16 protein-coding genes are annotated in these 19,828 nt (G+C 36.9%); 9 read left to right on the top strand and 7 right to left on the bottom strand.

The features are described 5' to 3' along the window. Window positions 1–643 precede the first annotated feature (643 nt). The 7 genes from EGM47_RS11640 to EGM47_RS11610 form a co-directional block, all read right to left on the bottom strand. Entirely contained in the window at window positions 644–1,075 is a 432-nt protein-coding gene (locus EGM47_RS11640; protein WP_124980997.1) for a hypothetical protein, read from the bottom strand. A gap of 507 nt (window positions 1,076–1,582) precedes the next feature. Next, entirely contained in the window at window positions 1,583–2,086 is a 504-nt protein-coding gene (locus EGM47_RS11635; RefSeq protein ID WP_124980996.1) for a hypothetical protein, read from the bottom strand. Window positions 2,087–2,099: 13 nt separating this feature from the next. Then, window positions 2,100–2,945: a hypothetical protein gene (locus EGM47_RS11630; protein ID WP_124980995.1), complete on the bottom strand. Its 846-nt coding sequence runs from the start codon at window positions 2,943–2,945 to the stop codon at window positions 2,100–2,102. 786 nt (window positions 2,946–3,731) lie between these two features. After that, window positions 3,732–4,436, bottom strand: a complete 705-nt coding sequence (locus EGM47_RS11625) for a hypothetical protein (RefSeq protein ID WP_124980994.1) — start codon at window positions 4,434–4,436, stop codon at window positions 3,732–3,734. Between the two features lie 34 nt (window positions 4,437–4,470). Continuing rightward, window positions 4,471–5,037 (bottom strand): 3'-5' exonuclease, encoded by a 567-nt coding sequence (locus EGM47_RS11620; protein WP_240642436.1) that lies wholly within the window; start codon window positions 5,035–5,037, stop codon window positions 4,471–4,473. Then, the gene (locus EGM47_RS11615; protein WP_124980993.1) at window positions 5,024–5,662 is read right to left on the bottom strand and encodes a hypothetical protein; all 639 of its coding nucleotides are present in this window, start codon (window positions 5,660–5,662) and stop codon (window positions 5,024–5,026) included. Before EGM47_RS11615 ends, EGM47_RS11620 begins: the two co-directional genes overlap by 14 nt. Before the next feature lie 409 nt (window positions 5,663–6,071). Beyond that, window positions 6,072–6,734, bottom strand: coding sequence for a hypothetical protein (locus EGM47_RS11610; protein ID WP_124980992.1), 663 nt, complete (start codon window positions 6,732–6,734; stop codon window positions 6,072–6,074). Between the two features lie 468 nt (window positions 6,735–7,202). Between EGM47_RS11610 and EGM47_RS11605 the strand changes: the two genes are divergently transcribed. From EGM47_RS11605 to EGM47_RS11565, 9 genes are all read left to right on the top strand, one after another. Beyond that, window positions 7,203–8,342 carry a tetratricopeptide repeat protein gene (locus EGM47_RS11605; protein ID WP_124980991.1) on the top strand — a complete coding sequence of 380 codons (1,140 nt, stop codon included), beginning with the start codon at window positions 7,203–7,205 and terminating at the stop codon, window positions 8,340–8,342. A 266-nt stretch (window positions 8,343–8,608) separates the two neighbouring features. Then, on the top strand, window positions 8,609–9,031 hold the full coding sequence (locus EGM47_RS11600) for an SRPBCC family protein (RefSeq protein WP_124980990.1): 423 nt from the start codon (window positions 8,609–8,611) through the stop codon (window positions 9,029–9,031). Beyond that, window positions 9,024–9,344, top strand: a complete 321-nt coding sequence (locus EGM47_RS11595; protein ID WP_124980989.1) for an ArsR/SmtB family transcription factor — start codon at window positions 9,024–9,026, stop codon at window positions 9,342–9,344. The genes EGM47_RS11600 and EGM47_RS11595 overlap by 8 nt, the downstream gene beginning before the upstream one ends. After that, window positions 9,344–9,682 carry a DUF1801 domain-containing protein gene (locus tag EGM47_RS11590; protein ID WP_124980988.1) on the top strand — a complete coding sequence of 113 codons (339 nt, stop codon included), beginning with the start codon at window positions 9,344–9,346 and terminating at the stop codon, window positions 9,680–9,682. Before EGM47_RS11595 ends, EGM47_RS11590 begins: the two co-directional genes overlap by 1 nt. 59 nt (window positions 9,683–9,741) lie before the next feature. Next, window positions 9,742–11,205 (top strand): S41 family peptidase, encoded by a 1,464-nt coding sequence (locus tag EGM47_RS11585; protein ID WP_124980987.1) that lies wholly within the window; start codon window positions 9,742–9,744, stop codon window positions 11,203–11,205. 158 nt (window positions 11,206–11,363) lie between these two features. Then, a complete protein-coding gene (locus tag EGM47_RS11580; protein ID WP_124980986.1) occupies window positions 11,364–12,113 on the top strand; it encodes a CPBP family intramembrane glutamic endopeptidase in 750 nt (249 codons plus the stop codon). A gap of 373 nt (window positions 12,114–12,486) precedes the next feature. Then, window positions 12,487–15,129 carry a helix-turn-helix and ligand-binding sensor domain-containing protein gene (locus tag EGM47_RS11575; RefSeq protein WP_164510874.1) on the top strand — a complete coding sequence of 881 codons (2,643 nt, stop codon included), beginning with the start codon at window positions 12,487–12,489 and terminating at the stop codon, window positions 15,127–15,129. 221 nt (window positions 15,130–15,350) lie between these two features. After that, window positions 15,351–18,356: a SusC/RagA family TonB-linked outer membrane protein gene (locus EGM47_RS11570; protein WP_124980984.1), complete on the top strand. Its 3,006-nt coding sequence runs from the start codon at window positions 15,351–15,353 to the stop codon at window positions 18,354–18,356. A 15-nt stretch (window positions 18,357–18,371) separates the two neighbouring features. Continuing rightward, window positions 18,372–19,811 carry a RagB/SusD family nutrient uptake outer membrane protein gene (locus EGM47_RS11565; RefSeq protein ID WP_124980983.1) on the top strand — a complete coding sequence of 480 codons (1,440 nt, stop codon included), beginning with the start codon at window positions 18,372–18,374 and terminating at the stop codon, window positions 19,809–19,811. Window positions 19,812–19,828: the final 17 nt, after the last annotated feature.

Here is a 19,828-nt window from a genome sequence, read left to right as displayed (position 1 = left end):
AGTCAGTCAGGTGCAGATCTTGGAATCAATGAATTACCTTCTAGTTATTCCAATCAAACAGCTAACGAAGATCTATTGGTACGTGTAGAAAATACAAATAATGCAAGTTGTTATGCTACGACTTCCTTTCGTATTCACGTTTAGAACATACTACCTCAGTTTTTCAGACCCATATTTTAGGTTTCTTAGTTGATCTTTTAGGCTGCACCTAGGTATTTTATTTCGGGTTGTTGCCCTGTTTTTTGGTGCTTTCTGATGTTGTATTTAATCCATTTATCGATTCCCCTAAACAACTGTAATCCATCCTCAGCTGGATTGAGGTAGATGTGCCTGTACTTGATTGATCGCCAGAAACGTTCAATTTATTATTGTCTAGTCAAAAAACTTTTAATATACTTTATTACTTATGATCGATTTACATCATAAATTATCAAGATGATTTTTTAAATCTTGAACAAATATGGCATCATTAATTAGCCCTATCTGGTTGTATTCATTAATTACATCTGTTGCATAATTATTGTATGGAACACCCATCAATTTGTATACAATTAGTCTTCGTTCGGGTAAAGGCTGACTATAAAACTTTGCCATTTCTGAAATAGGCATAGCCTCAGCAAGATTATGAAAATCTTCTAGGGTTTTATGTGTTCAAAAAGGCTATGGCAGCATCTAGCATAGATTGTAAGTAAGGACGCACCTGAGCAAAGCTAGCGTCATCTTCAACAGTGATAGGATAAACGTCGTCGTAGATTACTTGTCGAGTGAAAACACTATCAGAAAAGTCATCGTGAAATGTATTACTGTCTAAATCATGTCCAAAACTTAAATTTGAATGGTTAACATAGACATCATGAAAGATTCTTTCTACTTCATGAAAGGTGACACCAAGCGAACAAGCGTCAAAATTCACACCAAACGGAAAAGACTCTCTACCTCCTAAACTAATCATTATCGTCCTACCGTTATTCTCATCTCTTAACAGGTACTGACCGTATTGATTCATGTTATAACCGGCAGGCATAATTTGCTGCAGGTGCCTATGATAATCTTCTTTATTGTATACTGAACTCATTTTTTATAGATTATTAATATTAGAAGTTGATACTTGTTTGATATCATTGATTGTTAGACCATCCGAATAATCCCATATTTTAAACATAGAGATGTTAATGCTATTTAAATTGCTTAGATTGTTAAGTTCATGTTTCACCTTCTTTAACGAACCCTAAAATCTCTGGGATCTCATCTTCATTTATCACTGTGGCCAGTGTAGGATAAAATCTATCTGTTAAAACAGGTATGTTATTACTGGGCATATCGTTATTCTTTTTTTATTCTCTTTTACTCAACTAGTTTTTAAAAATGAAAAGTCATCCTATTCGGTCTAACATTCTTTTTCTTAACATCGCTTTCGCGAAAGCGGAGTCCTAATCTTCATTCATAATGGATTTTCAATGTTGCCAAAAAAAGAACATTATTCTCTAATTTTAGCTATTATCATTTAATACCTTTTTCAAAGTAGTGCTTCTAGTTTTATGTTTTAAAAAGTTTCTATTGCACTTCCATTAAAAAGTTTTGTCTAGTTGAAACTACCACCTTTTTTTACATTGTCTACTCCAAATTTTATATATTCAGAGAGAGTCATGTCAAATGACCTAATTCCTGTACCATTATCGTCCTCTTGATCCTCTGTCCCATGAACAGCTGCCTCACTCACAATAGGATCGTCTCCTTCATCTAAATACACTAATAAAAAATAATCTCCAAAAGACGTACAGTCTATGATATAGTAGGGTCTAGTGATTTGAAGTTTATTATTAGCATTTATGATTAACTGGCGCTGGCCTAGTTGAAATTCTTGTTGAGAATTATAACGGCCAAAACTAAATAAATAACAATAGTCACCTGCCAGAAACAGCAGCTCCCTTAAGGCTTTAGGAAAAGGCGCACTATTATTAAACTGAGTTTCTAGGGCTTGAATCTCTGTCATAGGGATTCCTCTATTTCCAAACTTATGTTCACTATCCATAGGGTATTGTTCGGGATAATCTCTTAGGTCTTTTAAATATTCTATATGCATCATTGACGGTTATTTCTTAGTTTATTAAATCTTCTATTTTGTTTATCTCAGAAGCTCTAGGATGTGTTTTTATCTCATATTTAAACTGCAGGTTGCTTTTTGTTACGGCAGGTACAGAGGATTCTAGATAACGCTGGCAACTGGTGCAAATATCCAGCACTGATTCACCTGATATCTTGATATAACTATTAGTTGTATCCCAACTGTTAATAGTACTCCAGTTTACCTCATTAATATTAAAAAGCATTTTTATTTCCGTATCGTTTTTTCGACTTTTATCTACAAAATCAATCGCTTTTTGATGGAAGCTTTTAAATCTTGACAATTCGTTGGGATCAGTAATTACAACCAGATTAGGAACATTACTCTGTAATTCAGTAATAAAAGGGACTAGATCTTCAGATTTTCCAGATATATAAGATTGAATAATTACATCGCTTGTATTAACGCGATTACCTGTGGTATTATCTATATTCTCTATAGTCACGTAAAATCGATTTTTAGTCAAGAAAAAATCTTTAGCAGCTGGGGACAGATTGTTTGAATACCTCAAATGAAGTTCACTAAGCTGTGTATCATTAAGGTCTATGATGGTAATCCCTTCGGCCTGTCTAAACCTCGCATTTTTTTCTTGTAACGGTTTTTTAATACGCTCTATCAGTAAATCATAAGTGTTAGATTCAAAGTTGCTCCTAGTAAAATCATAAAGATTATTTATGTTAAATTGGCTAGGATGACTGGATTTAGCAGTCTTAACATGGGCAGTAAATAATTCTATTGCTTTTGGATTTGCTATAAGGTCTGCATAATCTGTTGAAATTCTTCTATGAAATGCGCCACCTTTACTTGCAAATGCTGTCATCCTTTCTTCTTTAGTCCATGTTAATAAATACTCTCAGCAATCTCGGAAAGCTTTGTTTCCACATCCACTGGAATGATTTGAATATTATTTGCTTGCTCGACATCTTGCTTAAATTTCTCTAAAGATGTTTGTCCTGTTGCAGGCTCAGTAAAAGTATTTATAAAATGGGCAATGGCTTGTTCCTGGTCTATGTTTAAAACCTGTAAAGCTATTTCAAATATCTCTTGAGGAGAAAATAAAAAATTCCCGACACTAAACTCTCATAAAAAAGCAAGCACTTGCCACTCATATTCTATTGTGATAGGAAAAGAAGAAATATTGTTGTCATTCCCTATCAAATCAGGATTTAAGACTAAGAAAATTCCAGTTCATGGAATTTCAATGTCTATACGATTTGGAGATATTATGGATAAGCTATAAAATGCAGCGTCACCTCTAGGACTTTTGTTATACTGTAAGTCCTTATAATGTATCTTTTCAAAAAGATTAACGATCCCATCTTTTATAAAGCCTAGGACCTCAGGAAAATCATTTTCTGAAACTATTGAGGATAAAGTAGGATAGTACCTTCTTTTTACAACAGGAGTGCTAGTATTAGGCATGCTTTTCTGTTATTAATTAAATTATAGTTATTTGATAAAAGTTCATTCCCTGCTTCTTTTTACTGGTTTACATTTTCTTAAGGCTTTAAAAATCATTTATTAGTATTTCGCTTTCGCGAAAGCTCGCTTTAAAAATTTTATATTTTCTCCTTCCTTCAACTGGCTTATCTTTATTGATAAAAAATCAATCAGGTTCAAAGCCTGTGGGGTCCACGGCATCTGTTAAAAAATATTCTTTTTTAATAGGCATATGGATGTCTAAAGGAAATTCTATATCTGAAAAATTATTATACTCTGTCTCCTCATCTACCCACGGTGATTCTTCTGTTAAAAAAGCATTTCGAAAGCTTCCATTGGGGTGATAAAAAAAGGCATAGCTTCGATTAGTAGCCTCAAGCTCAAATTGCTTTATTGTAATTTCTTCATCGGGATCAAAGCCATTCTGATCATAAATTTGCTGTATGCATAATGAATCTATTTGCCCTTCTAATTCAACAGAATCTGATTCGACAAAAAGTACTCCATCATTATTATATTCTCTTTCTCTCTCTCTAAAATATGGGCCAATAGCTGTTCTTTCCACGATACTAAAATGATGATTATACTGTCCGGCAAAAGAGGCTACTAACGCTGTTTCATCTTCGCCATTTTTTTTATAGTGAGTAAAATGATACAAAGTTCCTTGATCATCGTAATCTTCCATTCGATCTCTGATATTGTTTGTGTAATATATTTTCTCAAAGCTCTCTCCAGACGTCAACGCCTGCTGCTCTGTGATAACACCGTTCCACTTTCTATATTCGATTCTTGTATTTATAGTTTCTTCTTGTTCACTCTGTTTAGAGTGACCCTTTCGCGAAAGCGGAATTTTTATTCTTTTGCTAGTCATTGCGAGCTTATTGACTGTGGTAAATAATTATTTTTTAATTATTGTTTAGTATCCAACGTAAAATTTTAGCAATGTTTCTGGCGTCATCTACCCCACGATGATGAGTGCCTTCTAGTTGTATCCCAATACTTTTAAGTGCCCTATCCATTCCCATGGGTTTAGACTTTTTAGTCTTGGCAAATTCTGCTTTTACATTGATATGTTTATTTGTTAAAGGATTATGTAAACTCCACTTTTTGCTTTGTCGTTCTATCATGCCTTTATCATAAGCACCATAACTCGCCCAAGTAAGCTCGTGTGATTCATACTCGTCTAGGAGTAATTCATAAGCATCTTCTAGCGATACACCTTCTTTTGTGACCATCTCTGGGGTTATGGTAGTAAGTTGTGTACAAAACGGGCTTATTTCTGATTTGTAAGGTTCAACTAATATTCCCAGATTTTTACTGATTGTACCAGTACGGACATCTAGAAGAGCAACTCCTATTTCTATAATTTCTGAATGCTGTCGCTGGTACTCAGGACGGTTTTCCCAGCAGGTAGCTTCAAGATCAATGACTAATATTTTATCTGTAGTTTGCATAAATTTAAATAATTCCATTAGCCGGTAATAAAGGCAATAGGTTATGAAAATAAGGGTGGTTGTCATAGTTGAATAGTGCCATTACTTCTGGATTGTAAACTTTTTCAATTATAGCACCACCATAGTAAAAATCCCAATGCCCTCTACCGCCGCAAAAAGACTCTGCATTAAAAGTATGGCGCTCATAATGAAATTGTACTAAAGCATCTTTTTTGCCTGTATCTGGATTAATGTTAAAAAAACGTTTAGTACCATGCTTTACGGCTTCTGTAGTAAAATCTAGGTGGGCATTAGCGATATCAAAACCATCTTGATCTATTACTAATTGGATTTTACTAGATAATATTCCCTCTTCATTATATACATCTCCTTTCCATAATTTGTATTGTCCAGCCGAATTTAATAGGGTGTAAAATACGAAGTACCACCCGTTTTGTGTACAATACTCTTGCACTAAATCCGGAACTACATCATTAGAATTTAAGAAATAATCACCCCCAATTATTTCACCATTTTTAATATGATATATAATTTTTAAATCGCCATTAATAAATTTATACTTTTTATATCCAAAATCTTGCATTTGTGCTTGCTGTAGGGTGAGTTCTACATCACCATTATAATATTTGTATATGATACTCATTGTCTTATAATTATTTTAATTAAACTTTAAAGGTGTTTTAATCCCATTATCTAAACTAGTATTAGGTTTTATAAATGCAAAATTTATCTTATCAATAGGTAAGTTAGTATACTGTATTCGCTACCTCAGTTTTTCAGATCAATATTTTAGGTTTCTTAGTTGATTTTTTAGGCTGCACCTAGGTATCTTATTTCGGGTTGTTGCCTGTTTTTTTGTATTAATTAATAAAGATTATTTATAAAAATTCATTCCCTGCTTCTTTTTACTGGTTTACATTTTCTTAAGGCTTAATAAATATTTACTGACATTTCGCTTTCGTGAAAGCTTAATATTTATATCATTTATTTTAAACATTCAAATCTTATTCTAAATTGATTTAGTAGAAAATTATTAGGCCTATGAGCATTATTTATGGCATCCAATTAGGATGTAAGTAATAACTAAAATCATGATTACTTCCAAAATATTCCATTACTTCATTTAAATCATCCAAAGTATCTATTAGATGCCTATTTTCTTCAACAATGTGACCATTGTTAACGTCAATGTCAATAATATCTTGGGTGGCTTTATCATAGTAAAATTGTAAATAGAATAAATCTGTACTAGATGTACCATCAGTTTCTATAGTTGTGATATTCGTATAATAATATTTCTCAGTCGTACGAGTGTCAACTCTAGGGTTGTCATTTTCATCAATTCTTTGATAGCACACCAAACGATTTTGAGCATCATAAACGCGGATGTAACGCCAGATATAAGAAGGTGTATCCTTTTGATAGCTTCTCTCTCTTTCTATAAAATAAGACCCTATGGGGATTTTACGCTCAAAGAAACCTACGCTATCCACGAATTGATAAAATTCATTGAGCAATTGAGTTTCATCTTCACCTGCATCTAGATAATATTCAATAGCTGATAAGTTTTGATTCTTATATATCTCTACTTTTTTAATTAACCCACTATCATCTTTAAAAAATTTATGATAATAATCATCTTGTAGAGCTTGTTGCTCTGTCATATACTCAACTTTGGTACGTCTATTATTTTGAAATCCATATATAACTTCCATAACGGCTAAATTTTTCTTTATAATGTAATTTGACTTATAGGTCTTAACTCCGTTTGCTTTGCTTCCAAGGGGTATATTTTTAAATCCATTTTATTCTTAATTATTGGATCTGATAAATTTAAACTATTCAACATACTTACAAGTTCAGAATCTCCTGCGCCTTTAACAACTGATTTAAGATTACTTACTTTAAGTATGTTGTTTGTATCCTCATAAATTGATTTTATTTTATTTTATTAATTCCAATAGCTTCATTAATGTTGAAATCTGGGCTATCAACAACGACTATAGGTCTGAACCATGGAGGTAGCTTTGTGGTTGCAGCATTTGCCATATTTCAAATTTGACGATGAACTGAAAATAGAATAACAAGAGCATTAAAAAATTTTGCTCACGCTTAAACGAAAAAATAATGATAATTTGCACACGGCAACCCAAGCTGCAACCAACATCAAATATTTCTATTGAATGAAGAAAAAATTACTACTGGTAATCTCATTAATTGTATTACTACAAGGGGCTTTTGCACAAAAACTTGAACGCTATCGAAAATTGAACGATACTGTGGTTCATTCTGCCTTTTTAAATAATGATAAAGCAATTAGTATTTATGTGCCCCTGGAATGGCAAGCGGACTTAGATAAAACCTACCCGCTCACGATTGTTTTTGATAGGCAAAACCAAAGAACACACCATTTTATTATCAATACTATTGATTTTTTAACGGCTACAGACCAAGTTCCATCTTCTGTCATCATCAGTATTAATTCCGATAGAAACAAACGGTTTAGAGAGACCAATTACCGGGCAACTGATGCCAACGGTCTTGCTGAAAAGAACATCAGTTTCTTGTTTGACGAATTGATTCCTTTTGCTCAGGAAAAGCTGAAAACCAATTCATTTAGATTGTTTATCGGACATTCCAGATATGGATTTTTTGCATCAGGTTTATTCGCTAACCATATTGACGATCTAAGTGCAGTTATTGCCATTGAGCCTTTTTTTACTCAGCAGAATATCAATCTTTTGGAGGATTTTGAATCACTGTCCAACAAGGTGTTAACTGGGCAGAAATACTTTAGGTATGCCATTGGTAGGGATAGTTACTCTCAATTTACTCCTGCTCAAGAGGTACTTTCAACAATCAATCATCCCAAGATAAATATCAAAGGGCAGTTGTTTGAAGAATTGGAACATTATGCGATTCCAGCGGTCACTGTTCCCAATGCCTTATATGAAATATTTGAATTTTGGGCTGCACAGCAAAATGAACTCTTACACAAAAGCGCAGATATTCATAAAATAGAAGACTTTCAACAAGAAATACTAGCGCATTATGGTGAAAATTTGACGTTTTCACTATCTGCACTCTATGGAATGGGTTTCACTTATTATAATCAAGGTGAATATGAAAAATCAATCGAAGCTTGGCAGAAATTTCTAACGATCTATCCAAATTTCAGCGAAGCTTATCTCAATATCCTACGCGCACAAAAACACCTGAACTTAGACACAGAAGAAACGATCGTAGCTTTTAAACGCAGCCTGGAAAAATCCGATTTTTATTCTGACGAGCAAAAGAAGGAAATGATTGAATCACTTCCATAAGTGATGGCCAACTCTGATAATGATTACAGGCCAAGTCTTTACTACAACCAAGGTTGTTGCATGTTGGTGTCTCACCAATCCTGAATAACCAGCTTGTAATTACACAGAGAGGCACAGTTTGTTTTAAGGGTTATTTTTTATTTCTAGTGTCAAGCCACAACTATTGGACACCATCTCTTTAATGTCCACGATTGAGGTAGAACGAATCGGCAGGTATGAAACCAAAAAGTTTCATATATTTGTAAAACCATTTAGTTTTATAATTGATGAAAGATAGGATCAACATTACTGTGGAATACAATTTTCCGACATCAGTAGTTTGGAAAGCCATAACGGACAAACAAGCGGTAAGCCAATGGCTAATGCCTTGCGATATTGAGCCGGTCGTTGGACACAAGTTCCAGTTCAAAACAAAATCCAATCTATTCTTTGATGGAATCATTGATTGCGAAGTATTAGAAGTGGTCGAGAATAAATTGCTATCCTACAGTTGGAGTGGTGGTCCCTTAAGCAACACAACTGTTGTTTTTAGACTTGAAGAAGTAGATAACAAAACTATACTTCATTTTGAACATAAAGGATTTGATGGGTTATTCAATCGATTTATAGTTCGTAAACTTTTATCGAATGGGTGGAAGTCTAAAATATTGACTGAAAACTTAACAAATTACCTGCAAGACAATGGCTGATGTATTTAAAGCAATTGCTGACCAAACGCGCAGAGAAATTCTATTGATGCTTATCAAGGATTCAAACAATATTGGAGAAATAGCACAGCAGTTCAACATGACCAGACCTGCAGTGGCCAAGCACATAAAAATTCTCCAAAGTGCTAATTTGGTCGGTATTCAACTGGACAAGAATGACAGCCGACAAAGAATTTGTTTTGCTCAGTTAGAGGCCTTACAAGAAGTGCAAGAGTACCTGTCCGAACTTGAAAAATATTGGCAAGTTCAATTAAAAGGATTGGGAGAATTTTTACAACACCAACACAAGAAATAATGGCATTCAATCAAGAAGTTACAGACTATATCCACACCGCATCTGCAGAACAAATTACAATACTGGAAAAGTTGCGCGAGTTGATCCACCAAAGTGTGGATGGAGTGACCGAAGAGATCAAGTGGGGAATCCCAGTGTTTAAAAAGCGTAAAATATTTACCTATCTACGACATAGCAAAAAACATGTGGCCCTTGGGTTTTATCGTATTGATAAAATAAAAGACATCGATGGTATCTTGGAAGGAACTGGTAAAACAATGCGTCATCTTAAAATTAGGAAGCAAGAAGATATCAAAGAAGAATTAATCATAGAATGGTTGAATGTAACAGCCGAGTAAATTCTATATATAACCACATGTTTAATAGGTGATTAGTTGTTATTTTGACCACTCATTCCATGAGAACAACATCTATCATACGAGTCATTATCTGTTTTCCCTTGCTTGTTTTTGGCCAAGATGAATTGACTCAAAAACAAATAAGCGAGGACTACACTGTTGTAAAGAATATATTGACCGAGGGCTACCCAAGTTTATATGAATATACTTCCCCAAGCGATTGGGACAGCCTGTTTTCCAACGTTGAAAACAAACAATTAGCCAAGCTTAAAACCAGCAAAGATTTATATAAAACCATTACGGAGCTGACTGACCATGCTAGAGATGGACACTTAATCGTCATGCGTCCGCAACTAAAGACCATACCAAAATTATTTCCGTTGTTGGTAAAAATTATTGATAAGAAATTCTATACTGATACAAATGATTTTGGTATTCCTGTGGGTTCAGAACTAATAGCTATTGATCAGGTAGATGCGAAAGATATAAGGCAGAGACTTCTGAAATATGCTCCTTCAGATGGTTTCAACACCACCAAAAAGGATAGGCAAATAGAACGCGAATTTAGTATCCTGCATTTTTATGAGTTTGGTGCTGGTGATGCCTATCAGGTAGTTTACAAAACACCCTCAAACGAGCTATTCACAAAGAACATAGAAAGTCAACCCTTTCAGCAAATCGGCAGTAGATTCGTGGAGAGAAATTCCTATTTTTCCAACTATCATCATGCGACCAATAAATCCGAATTTGTGAAAAACACGCTAGGCAAAAAAGAGCCTTATGTTTACTTCATTGATTCCGTCAATACAGCGGTATTGACAATGAATAGCTTCCAATTGGATGTTGAAAAATTTCAAAAGGAATTAAAGACTATTTTCAACAATATCAATAGAAAAAAAGTTGACAATCTAATTGTCGATATCAGGCAAAATGAAGGTGGTTATCCGTTGAATAGCATTCAGGCTTTTTCTTATATCGCAAACGAAGCATTTAAACAACGAACTGCCACTGTTGTTACTACTTCCAATTTACCCGAAGAAAGTCACAGTCAAAATTTAGTGAATGGATATACCTACCACAGCTTTTTTGAGAAATATTACCAAAAGGCTGCAAAGAAAGATAACCAATGGATATCAACGACAGACGAGAACGAATCAATGATGCTTCCAAATAAAAAAGGATTCAAAGGAAAAACCTACGTATTGGTTGGAGGAAAAACCTTTTCAGCAGGAGCAAGTTTTGCGCTCTTCTGTAAAAATCAGGGTATATCATTAATTGGAGAAGAAACCGGCGGAAACTATTACAAGCAAACCGGTGGATACCCGGTAATTTATACCTTGCCAAATTCTAAAATCAAACTTTTGATTTCGTTTGTTCAAATTGAGCGATACGTCAAAGATCATACGGTAGAAAAGGGGAGCGGGATATTGCCTGATATTGAAATTCTGTTGACAAAACAGGACTTGATTGACGGGAAAGACAGTGTATTGGATGAGGCTTTAAGGCTAATCAAAGAAGACTAATCTGCGGCAATGTGGTGTAGGCAAATAAGCTTAGAATTCTTTAAATCAATATACTAATCAAATGAAAATGAAAGACTTCGTCATTTTTGCTTTTTTATATATTTGGCTTGGTGCGGAATTGGATTCAACACCGAGAAATATAAAACCTCCAAAAAAGAATGGAAATTGAATTGAAACCCTTTTGGCTCAAATATTTCAAATTTGATTGGAAGTTTGGGCTTGTTTTACTTTTAGCCATTAGTATTCCTCGGTTCATTTTGGTGTTGCACGGCAATTTCATTGGCAGTATGCAATTTGTTGGAATAGCAATGCTCAGTATGGCTGCTGCACCGTTCGTTTTTTTGACCAAATTTGGCAGAAGAAAAATCAGCATTAAAAAACCAGCTCGTATTTATTGGTTGATGATTGCTTTCATCATCGGTGCTGGTTTCAGTATGTTTCTTTACTTCATCGGAGACGCATTGTACGGTCAATCTTATGAAAATTGGTACACCTATATTGGGGCGTCTTATCCTATTTCGCCAGACATTGACGAAAATACCAGACTGATTATGTTTGGTGTTTCAGCTTTTATAGCCATGACCTTTAGTCCAATTGGAGAAGAACTTTTCTTTAGAGGAATAGTCCATTCGAGCTTTGCAAATTCGCTCGGTGATCGAAAAGCATCTTTAATCGATAGTGCTGCATTTGCTATCGTTCATATTTCACATTTTGGATTTGTTTATCATCAACAACAATGGGAATTTCTCTTGCTGCCAACCCTGATTTGGGTGTTGAGCATGTTTCTTGTCAGCATTTTATTTTATGTATGTAGAAAAGCTTCAGGGTCGATTTTAGGCGCTATAATATGTCATGCGGCTTTCAATTTAGGAATGACGTATTTAATCTTCTATCCACTGGGTGGTTAAGGCCTAAAAAACATGTAAATGCTTCCAATTACAGGTGTTTAAGCAAAATTTTGGTCGAATAAAATGCGCTTCGTTGATGACAAAACGCCAGTAGCCAACAGCGGACTACAGATTCGACCAACACCCCTAAAAAGGTTGTTGTGGTTAGTATTCAAAGATTAGGGTTTATTTGGCCAAGCTCCTCCCAAAGCATTGCAGCCTGATTATTTTTAAAAGCTGGATGGTTTGGCTACATTTATTGCCTGGGTATAAACTTGGGCTTTATTTGCCATCCAGACCTGATATGAAGAATCTATTCAAACATTTGAATTTTGTTCACCGCTGGCCTGTTTTGGTTTGCTTCTTGGGTGCGTACTTATTGCAGGGTCAAAGCATGCTTCCAGAAATCGTCAACTATTCATTTGGCGGCGTACAGAATTGGGGAGTAGATACAGATGAGGAAGAAGTGATCTACGCCGCTAATAATGCAGGGTTAACTGTATATAATGGACAATTCTGGCGCTTGCATGAGTTGCCACAAAATACAATTATACGATCTGTTCGTTGTTTGGGAGAACGGATTTATACAGGTTCCTATGAAGAGTTTGGTTATTGGCAAAAAGACAATACGGGACAATTGATCTACCACAGCCTTAAGGAATCTTTTGGTGCCAATCCGCCCTTGCCGAGTGAAGAATTTTGGCAAATTATACCTTTTGGAGATCAGGTGGTATTTAGGTCATTTGGTGCGGTATATCTTTATGATGGCTCTACAATCAACAGAATTCTGGAAGGATATGCTGTTTCAAGGGTACAAGAATACCAGGGCAGGCTGGTAGTAGCCACTCTAAATAATGGATTATTGCAAATATCAGAAGAGGGCATCCGGGCTTTTGAAACTGGAGGTCAAACACTGGACATCGAATCATTCAGTCAGTTAGCGGTTTATCAGGATCAATTATTTGCTTATTCGCCGAGTGCTGGAGGTTTTTTTATCGACCCACAAAACATCCGACCTGTATCGCCTGAACTTAACCAATTATTGAAACAGCAATCCCTCAATAGTGTTCAATTTATAGATGATCAACGCTTGGTATTTGGTACCATCAAAAACGGAATTTATCTGATGGACAACTTGAATCAGGACATGCAAATGCTAAATAAACAAGCAGGTATAAATAATAATACAGTTTTGGATTTGCATGTTTCTGGTGACCGACTGTGGGCAGCCTTAGACAACGGACTAAGTAGAATCAATATCAGCGGAGCACTAGCTTATTTCAATGATCCAACAGGTGTATTGGGGACAGTCTATGACCTGGCTGTGATTGATCAAGTGTACTATTTGGCCAGCAATACAGGTATATATCGATACTACAATGACCAACTCCAATTAATTCCAGGGTCTGAGGGACAATGTTGGAGTCTTTATCCCTGGGAGGACGGTTTACTCTGTGGACATAATAATGGTGCGTTTTGGCTAAAAGGTGAACAACTCAGTCTCATACCCGGTTCCTTTAGTGGCGTGTATGATTATACTCCCATTCCTGGTGATAAGAATTTACTACTGGCCACTTATTCTGGATTAGGCCACTTGAATGTAACTGAAGGGCTACAAATTACTCGAATTTCAGGATTGGATCGTCCCATCGAACAAGTCAGTTTTGATCATGAGGGGCATTGGTATGCCTCAGGCTTTTATCAAGGACTTTATAAATCTGATTTTGCCGCTCAAGGCGAAAGCCCAACAAACTGGGAACCATGGGGGGAAGATGATATTTTTCAACAAAATAAGGTCAAACTTAACATTATTGACAACACCATATATTTAGCAGAAAACAACCGTTGGTGGATGCAATCAATGAAAGGATTTCAAGAAGTTCCTGTATTAACCGACCAAAAACTATTGGGCCAAACCAGTGATGAATTATGGTTTTGGGATCAGACATCTACTTTAATTACACGTCGTGATGTCAAATTTAAAAGCTTGGACACTTGGACCAATTCCAGCCTTGTGGAAAGATTTGTACCTGGCTTTCAGAAAGTATTGATACAGAATGATTCTACCTTATTACTGAACCTTATTGATGGATTTGCCCGATGGGATGTAACTCGTAACCGCAAGGACAATGATATTTCTCCAGCAATCGGGGCGATCTATCTCAATAACACAGCCATCCCTCTGGAAAATATGACTGATTTGACCATTTCCCATGCTCAAGCCAGGACAGTTGTTGTGGAGGCTTATGTTCCGCAGGCTCAGGGCAGCGAATTGGAATATGATCTAAAGGGACAGCAAGAACAAAAAGGTAAAATTCCCAATGGTAAATTGATGTTGCAAAATTTACCAGCCGGAGACTATGAGCTCAGTATATATGAGACTGCGCATCCTCACTCACCGGCCCAATTAAATTTTGAAGTGTTACCTCCCTGGTATTGGAGTCCGCTGATGAAATTACTCTACCTTATTCTATTTATAGCTTCTTTATTTGCAGTTGGGCGCTTCCAGAAACGCAGAGAACAAAAGGCAAGTATAGACAAACAGAATCGATTAAAAATTGCTGCTCAAAAGGAAATCGCTGAAATTGAACGAAAAAATCTACTCAAGGAAATCAAGAACAAAAAAAAGGAGCTTACCAATACCACCGCTTCCATGGTGCAAAAGAACGAAACGATTATTTCTCTCAGAAATGAACTCAAGCGTCTTGAGAAATCCTCTCCAAATGTAACTCGAACCAAAAATATACTTCATCGATCTGGACAGCAGTTAGACAGTAAGAAAGATTGGAGCTTATTTGAATCTAGGTTCAGTGAATTGAATGAGGACTTCTTCAATAAACTTTCACATGCTTACCCAAAACTGACTACCAAGGACAAGAAATTATGTGCCTACATAAAAATTGGCCTCACTTCCAAAGAAATTGCCCCCTTGTTGGGTATCACAAAGAGAAGTGTAGAACTACAACGTTATAGATTAAGGAAAAAGCTAAATCTCGACACTAAAATTAGTTTTATCGAATTTTTAGATAGGTTTTAATGGGAAATCCGTGATTTTAAGTTGAAAATCACCCCATCATTACTACATCATATTGTTAAAGTTTACAATTTTATTCTGATGTAAGTTATTCATTAATAATAACTTATATTTCACAACCGACTACATCGTTATAGTCGCTTCGATTCAATACATGCTTCCATTAATTTTGAGCTATAAGATTGGGAGACCAATTTTAAGAGCAACAAAACAATCGCTACGGCATGAAGTTGAACACTACATTTTTCCTATTGTTGATCGCCATAGTATGGGGACAAAACCTACTGGCACAAACCCTTATTTCTGGGCAAATAACCGATCAGAATAACCTACCTTTATTTGGGGCAACGGTGGTTGTGTTAGAGACGAATACAGGAACTCAGACTGACCTTGAGGGTAATTTTAGCTTAGAAGCGTCTGCAGGTCAAACACTTTCTATTAGCTATGTGGGTTATACGACCCAACAAATAACTGTAGATCAACGATCTACCTATCAGATTCAATTGCAGGAAGATGTCGCCGCTCTGGAAACAGTGGTGGTTGTGGGATATGGAACACAAAAGAAAGCTATTTTAACCAGCTCGGTCGCTCAGGTCGATGGGGAAGAGTTGGCGCGTGAACCTGTGTTAAATGCTACTCAAGCTCTACAAGGTAAAGCAGCGGGGGTAAACATCATTGCATCTGATGCGCCAGGTGCCGCATCCAACGTCATTATAAGAGGATTAGGAACCGTCCAAGGTGGGCGTGATCCATTATATGTAGTCGATGGTGTATTGACTGATAATATCAATAACATTAATACCAGTGATATTGAGTCAGTAAATGTTCTTAAGGATGCCGCCTCGCTAGCCATATATGGAAACAGGGGAGCTAATGGAGTGGTGATCGTTACCACTAAACGAGGTAGAACTGGAAAAATCAAGATTAATGCAGATGCTTACTATGGGTTTAGAGATATTCTTACAGAAGTAGAAATGGCCAATGCCTCAGAATATGTTATTTATAGTAACGAGGCACTGAGAAGAGATTATCTTACTGATAATGACCCCACCAATGATAATAGTACGTTTGGTTTTATCCCAACCGATCAAGTTTATGATACCAATTGGCTGGATGAAATAACTCAAATTGGATTGATGTCCAACGTGAATGTATCTGCGAGTGGAGGTTCTGATGTTGTAAAAGCCTTTTTCAGTGCAGGGTTCAATGAGGAAAGAGGTGTATTGCTCAATAATGATTTCAATCGTTTGACGCTGCGCAGCAATGTAGACTATGAGATTGGTAAAAAGTTCGATTTTTCCCATAGAGTAGGCATCCAATTGGCTACAGGCACGCCACAAGATTATAGTTTATTCACTTCGGCCTACAAGCAAGCACCTATTGTACCGGTGAGGGATGAAAATGGAGCATTTGGTTCTTCCGTAGAACTGAATAGTGTGGCCAATCCAGTCGTAGGCGCAAGCAATGCCTTCAAGGAAGACAAGAACAAATTTTTTAAAATCCAAGGTGCTTTTAAATTTGATTACGACTTACTGGAAGAGTTGACCTTCACCTCTAGATTCTCCATCGAAACAGAATACGGTAGATTCTATGCCTTTAGAGATCGACTAGGACTGTTCCTAGCCCAAAACCCATCCAATACAGCCAGTAGTTTTGAAGGTGATCTGGAAAATCCAGCCAACACTAGACTCACTGTCACGCATACCAATACTTATCGCTGGTTTTTGGACAACTATTTTACCTATGACAAAACTTTCGCTGACAAGCATACCATCAATGCCACTTTAGGTATAACCGCTGAGGAAAGTCAGAGTGAATTCTTATCCGCCACGAGAAATAACGTTCCATTGGATAGCAACTTGAATTTCAACCTAAATACAGGAGATGAAGATGATACGCAACTTAATGCTGGAGCTATTAGTGTTAAAGATCGTTTGTACTCTTATATCGCTAGAGTGAACTATGATTTTGAGGATAAATATTTGTTTGGAGGCTCTTTCAGAAGGGATGGTTCAAGTAAGTTTCAGGAAGGTAACCAGTTTGGAAACTTTTATGCCTTAAGTGCTGGTTGGGTTATTACCGAAGAGGAGTTTATGGAGGGATCCGTATTTGATATTTTAAAACTCAGGGGAAGTTACGGCGAACTAGGTAACCAAAATGTCCCTTTAAATGTATTGACCGCCACCACCGGCGCCGCTGGTTTTTATGCCTTCGGACCTAATCAGGACCTACAGCAGGGAATAACGATCACAGGGACTATCCAGGAAGATCTTACCTGGGAAAAAACAAATGAATTCAATGTAGGAGTAGAGTTCACTTTATTGGATTACAGATTTTCAGGGGAAATCGATGCATATCAGCGTACCAATACCAATGCCACCCTACAGATTGACCTACCGGATATCGTCGGATTCGATCCTTTCAATTCGCATGTAGGTGAAATTCAAAATACTGGGGTGGAGGTGGCCTTAAATTGGAAGGATGATATCAATGAGGACCTCAAGTATCAATTGGGATTGAATTTTTCCTATAACAAAAACGAAATTACAAAGGTCACCAATCCCTTCTTTTTAGAACAATTGGGTGGATTCATCAACAATGGTCAATACACCAAGAAAATTGCCGTCGGACAACCCTTAGGAAGTTTCTTCCTGTATGATGTAGAAGGTATTAATGAAGATGGAGATCTGGTATACAAAGATTTGAATGAGGATGGTGTAATTGATGAAAGAGACAGGGCGTTCTTTGGTTCTTACATTCCTAAATTTTACGGAAACTTCAATCTAGGGTTGCAGTACAAACAATTTGATTTTAATGTAGATACCTATTTCAACGTCGGGAACAAAGTGTACAATGGTAAAAAGGCCCAACGATTTGGTAATGAAAATATTGAGGAGATTGAATTTAACAGTCGATACACCACGGGAAGACCCAGTAATACGACCCCAAGGGCTTTTAATGATGTTCCGCTTTCTTCTACTTATTATCTGGAGGACGGTGATTTCTTGAGGATCAATAATATCACCCTGGGATACACAGTACCACTTCCAGAAGATAGTTTCTTGAAAAATGCCAGGTTCTATGCGACTGCCAAAAATCCAATCATTTTCCAAAAATTCTCTGGATTCACCCCAGAATTGCCAGGTGCACCTTTAGGGTCGGCCGGGATAGAACTTGATGCCTATCCTACTTTGAGATCTTTCTTTATCGGTTTGAACGCGTCATTTTAAAAAAAAAATAAAATCATGAAAAAGAATAATTTAACAACGAAGCTTCAATTGGCCATTTTTGCCTTGATAGCGCTGTTGACATTTTCATGTACAACAGACTTCATCAATGTGGATGCCAATCAGGAAACCGAGTCGGCTTTAACGGCTGATCGTGCACCCGAGTTGGTTAATGCGATTTACAACAGTTTGCTGCAATGGGAAATGAGTTCGTTTGCCTGGACAGGTATCACCAGTATCGCTTCCGACGATGCAGATAAAGGAAGTATTCCCAGTGATACAGGAGCCGACAAAGGTCAATTGGACCAGTTGGATATTACGCCCACTTTGATTTCTGTCGCCGAGGTATGGAGAGGACATTATAATGGTATCCAACGCGCAAATCAAGCTATCAACAGGATATCTCAATTTGATATGGACCCAGTTCTACAGCAACGTTTGATCGGTGAGGCCAGATTCTTGCGTGCTTTATTTTATTTCAGACTGGTCCAAACTTATGGAGGTGTGCCTTTGATTGAAAATGTGACTTCGGCTGACCAGATAGATGCTGATTTGCTTACGCGAAAGTCCAAAGCAGAGTGCTATGCGTTCATTGAGGCTGATCTAGATTTTGCTATTGAGAACCTTCCGCTGAAAAGCGAATATCCACCTAGCGAATTAGGTAGAGCGACCCAAGGGGCTGCGCAAACTTTGCTGGCCAAAGTCAGTATGTATCAAGAAAAATGGACTGAGGCCCTGCAATTGACCAATGATGTTATCGCTAGCCAGGAATATCAACTGACTGATAATTATGAAGATATCTGGAAAGAATCTTTTGAGAATGGTCCGGAATCTATTTTTGAAATTCAATCTAGAGGTGTGATGCCCGCTGCGGGAGTGGATAAATACAGCACCATTCAGGGAGTTCGTGGTGAAAGCGGCTGGGGATGGGGCTTTAATACGCCTTCCCAGGACTTGATAGATACGTACACGGCTGATGATGAACGTATGGATGCAACGATCATATTTCCAGGCGAAACCCTTTTTGATGGAAGACAAATCAGCCCTAATGTGCCCAATATCGGGTATAACCAAAAGGCCTATTCAAGTATACTTACAGAAGCCGAAATCACAGGTAAAAATGTAAGGCTATTGCGCTATGCTGAGGTGTTGCTGATCAATGCAGAAGCCCGATCTATTTTGGGAGGCGATGTAGCTACACCATTAAACCAGATAAGGTTAAGAGCTGGATTGACACCGGCCACAGATTTATCTACACAAGCGATCTGGGAGGAACGCAGGTTAGAGATGGCCTTTGAGCACGATAGATATTTTGACTTGGTCAGACAAGGGCGCGCAGCCCAGGTATTAAATGCTAAAGGTATTCCCTTTGTTCAGGGAAAGCATGAAGTCTTCCCTATCCCACAAGAGCAAATTGATTTAAGTGATGGAGCTCTCGTACAAAATCCCAATTATTAAGAAAGTTTACAGATGAT

Origin of the sequence: Nonlabens xiamenensis, from assembly GCF_003865345.1 — a bacterium.
In the GTDB taxonomy this organism is placed as follows: Bacteria; Bacteroidota; Bacteroidia; order Flavobacteriales; family Flavobacteriaceae; genus Nonlabens; species Nonlabens xiamenensis.
Note: the sequence above shows the minus strand (reverse complement) of the source record. Positions and strands in the feature narration are given on the sequence as shown.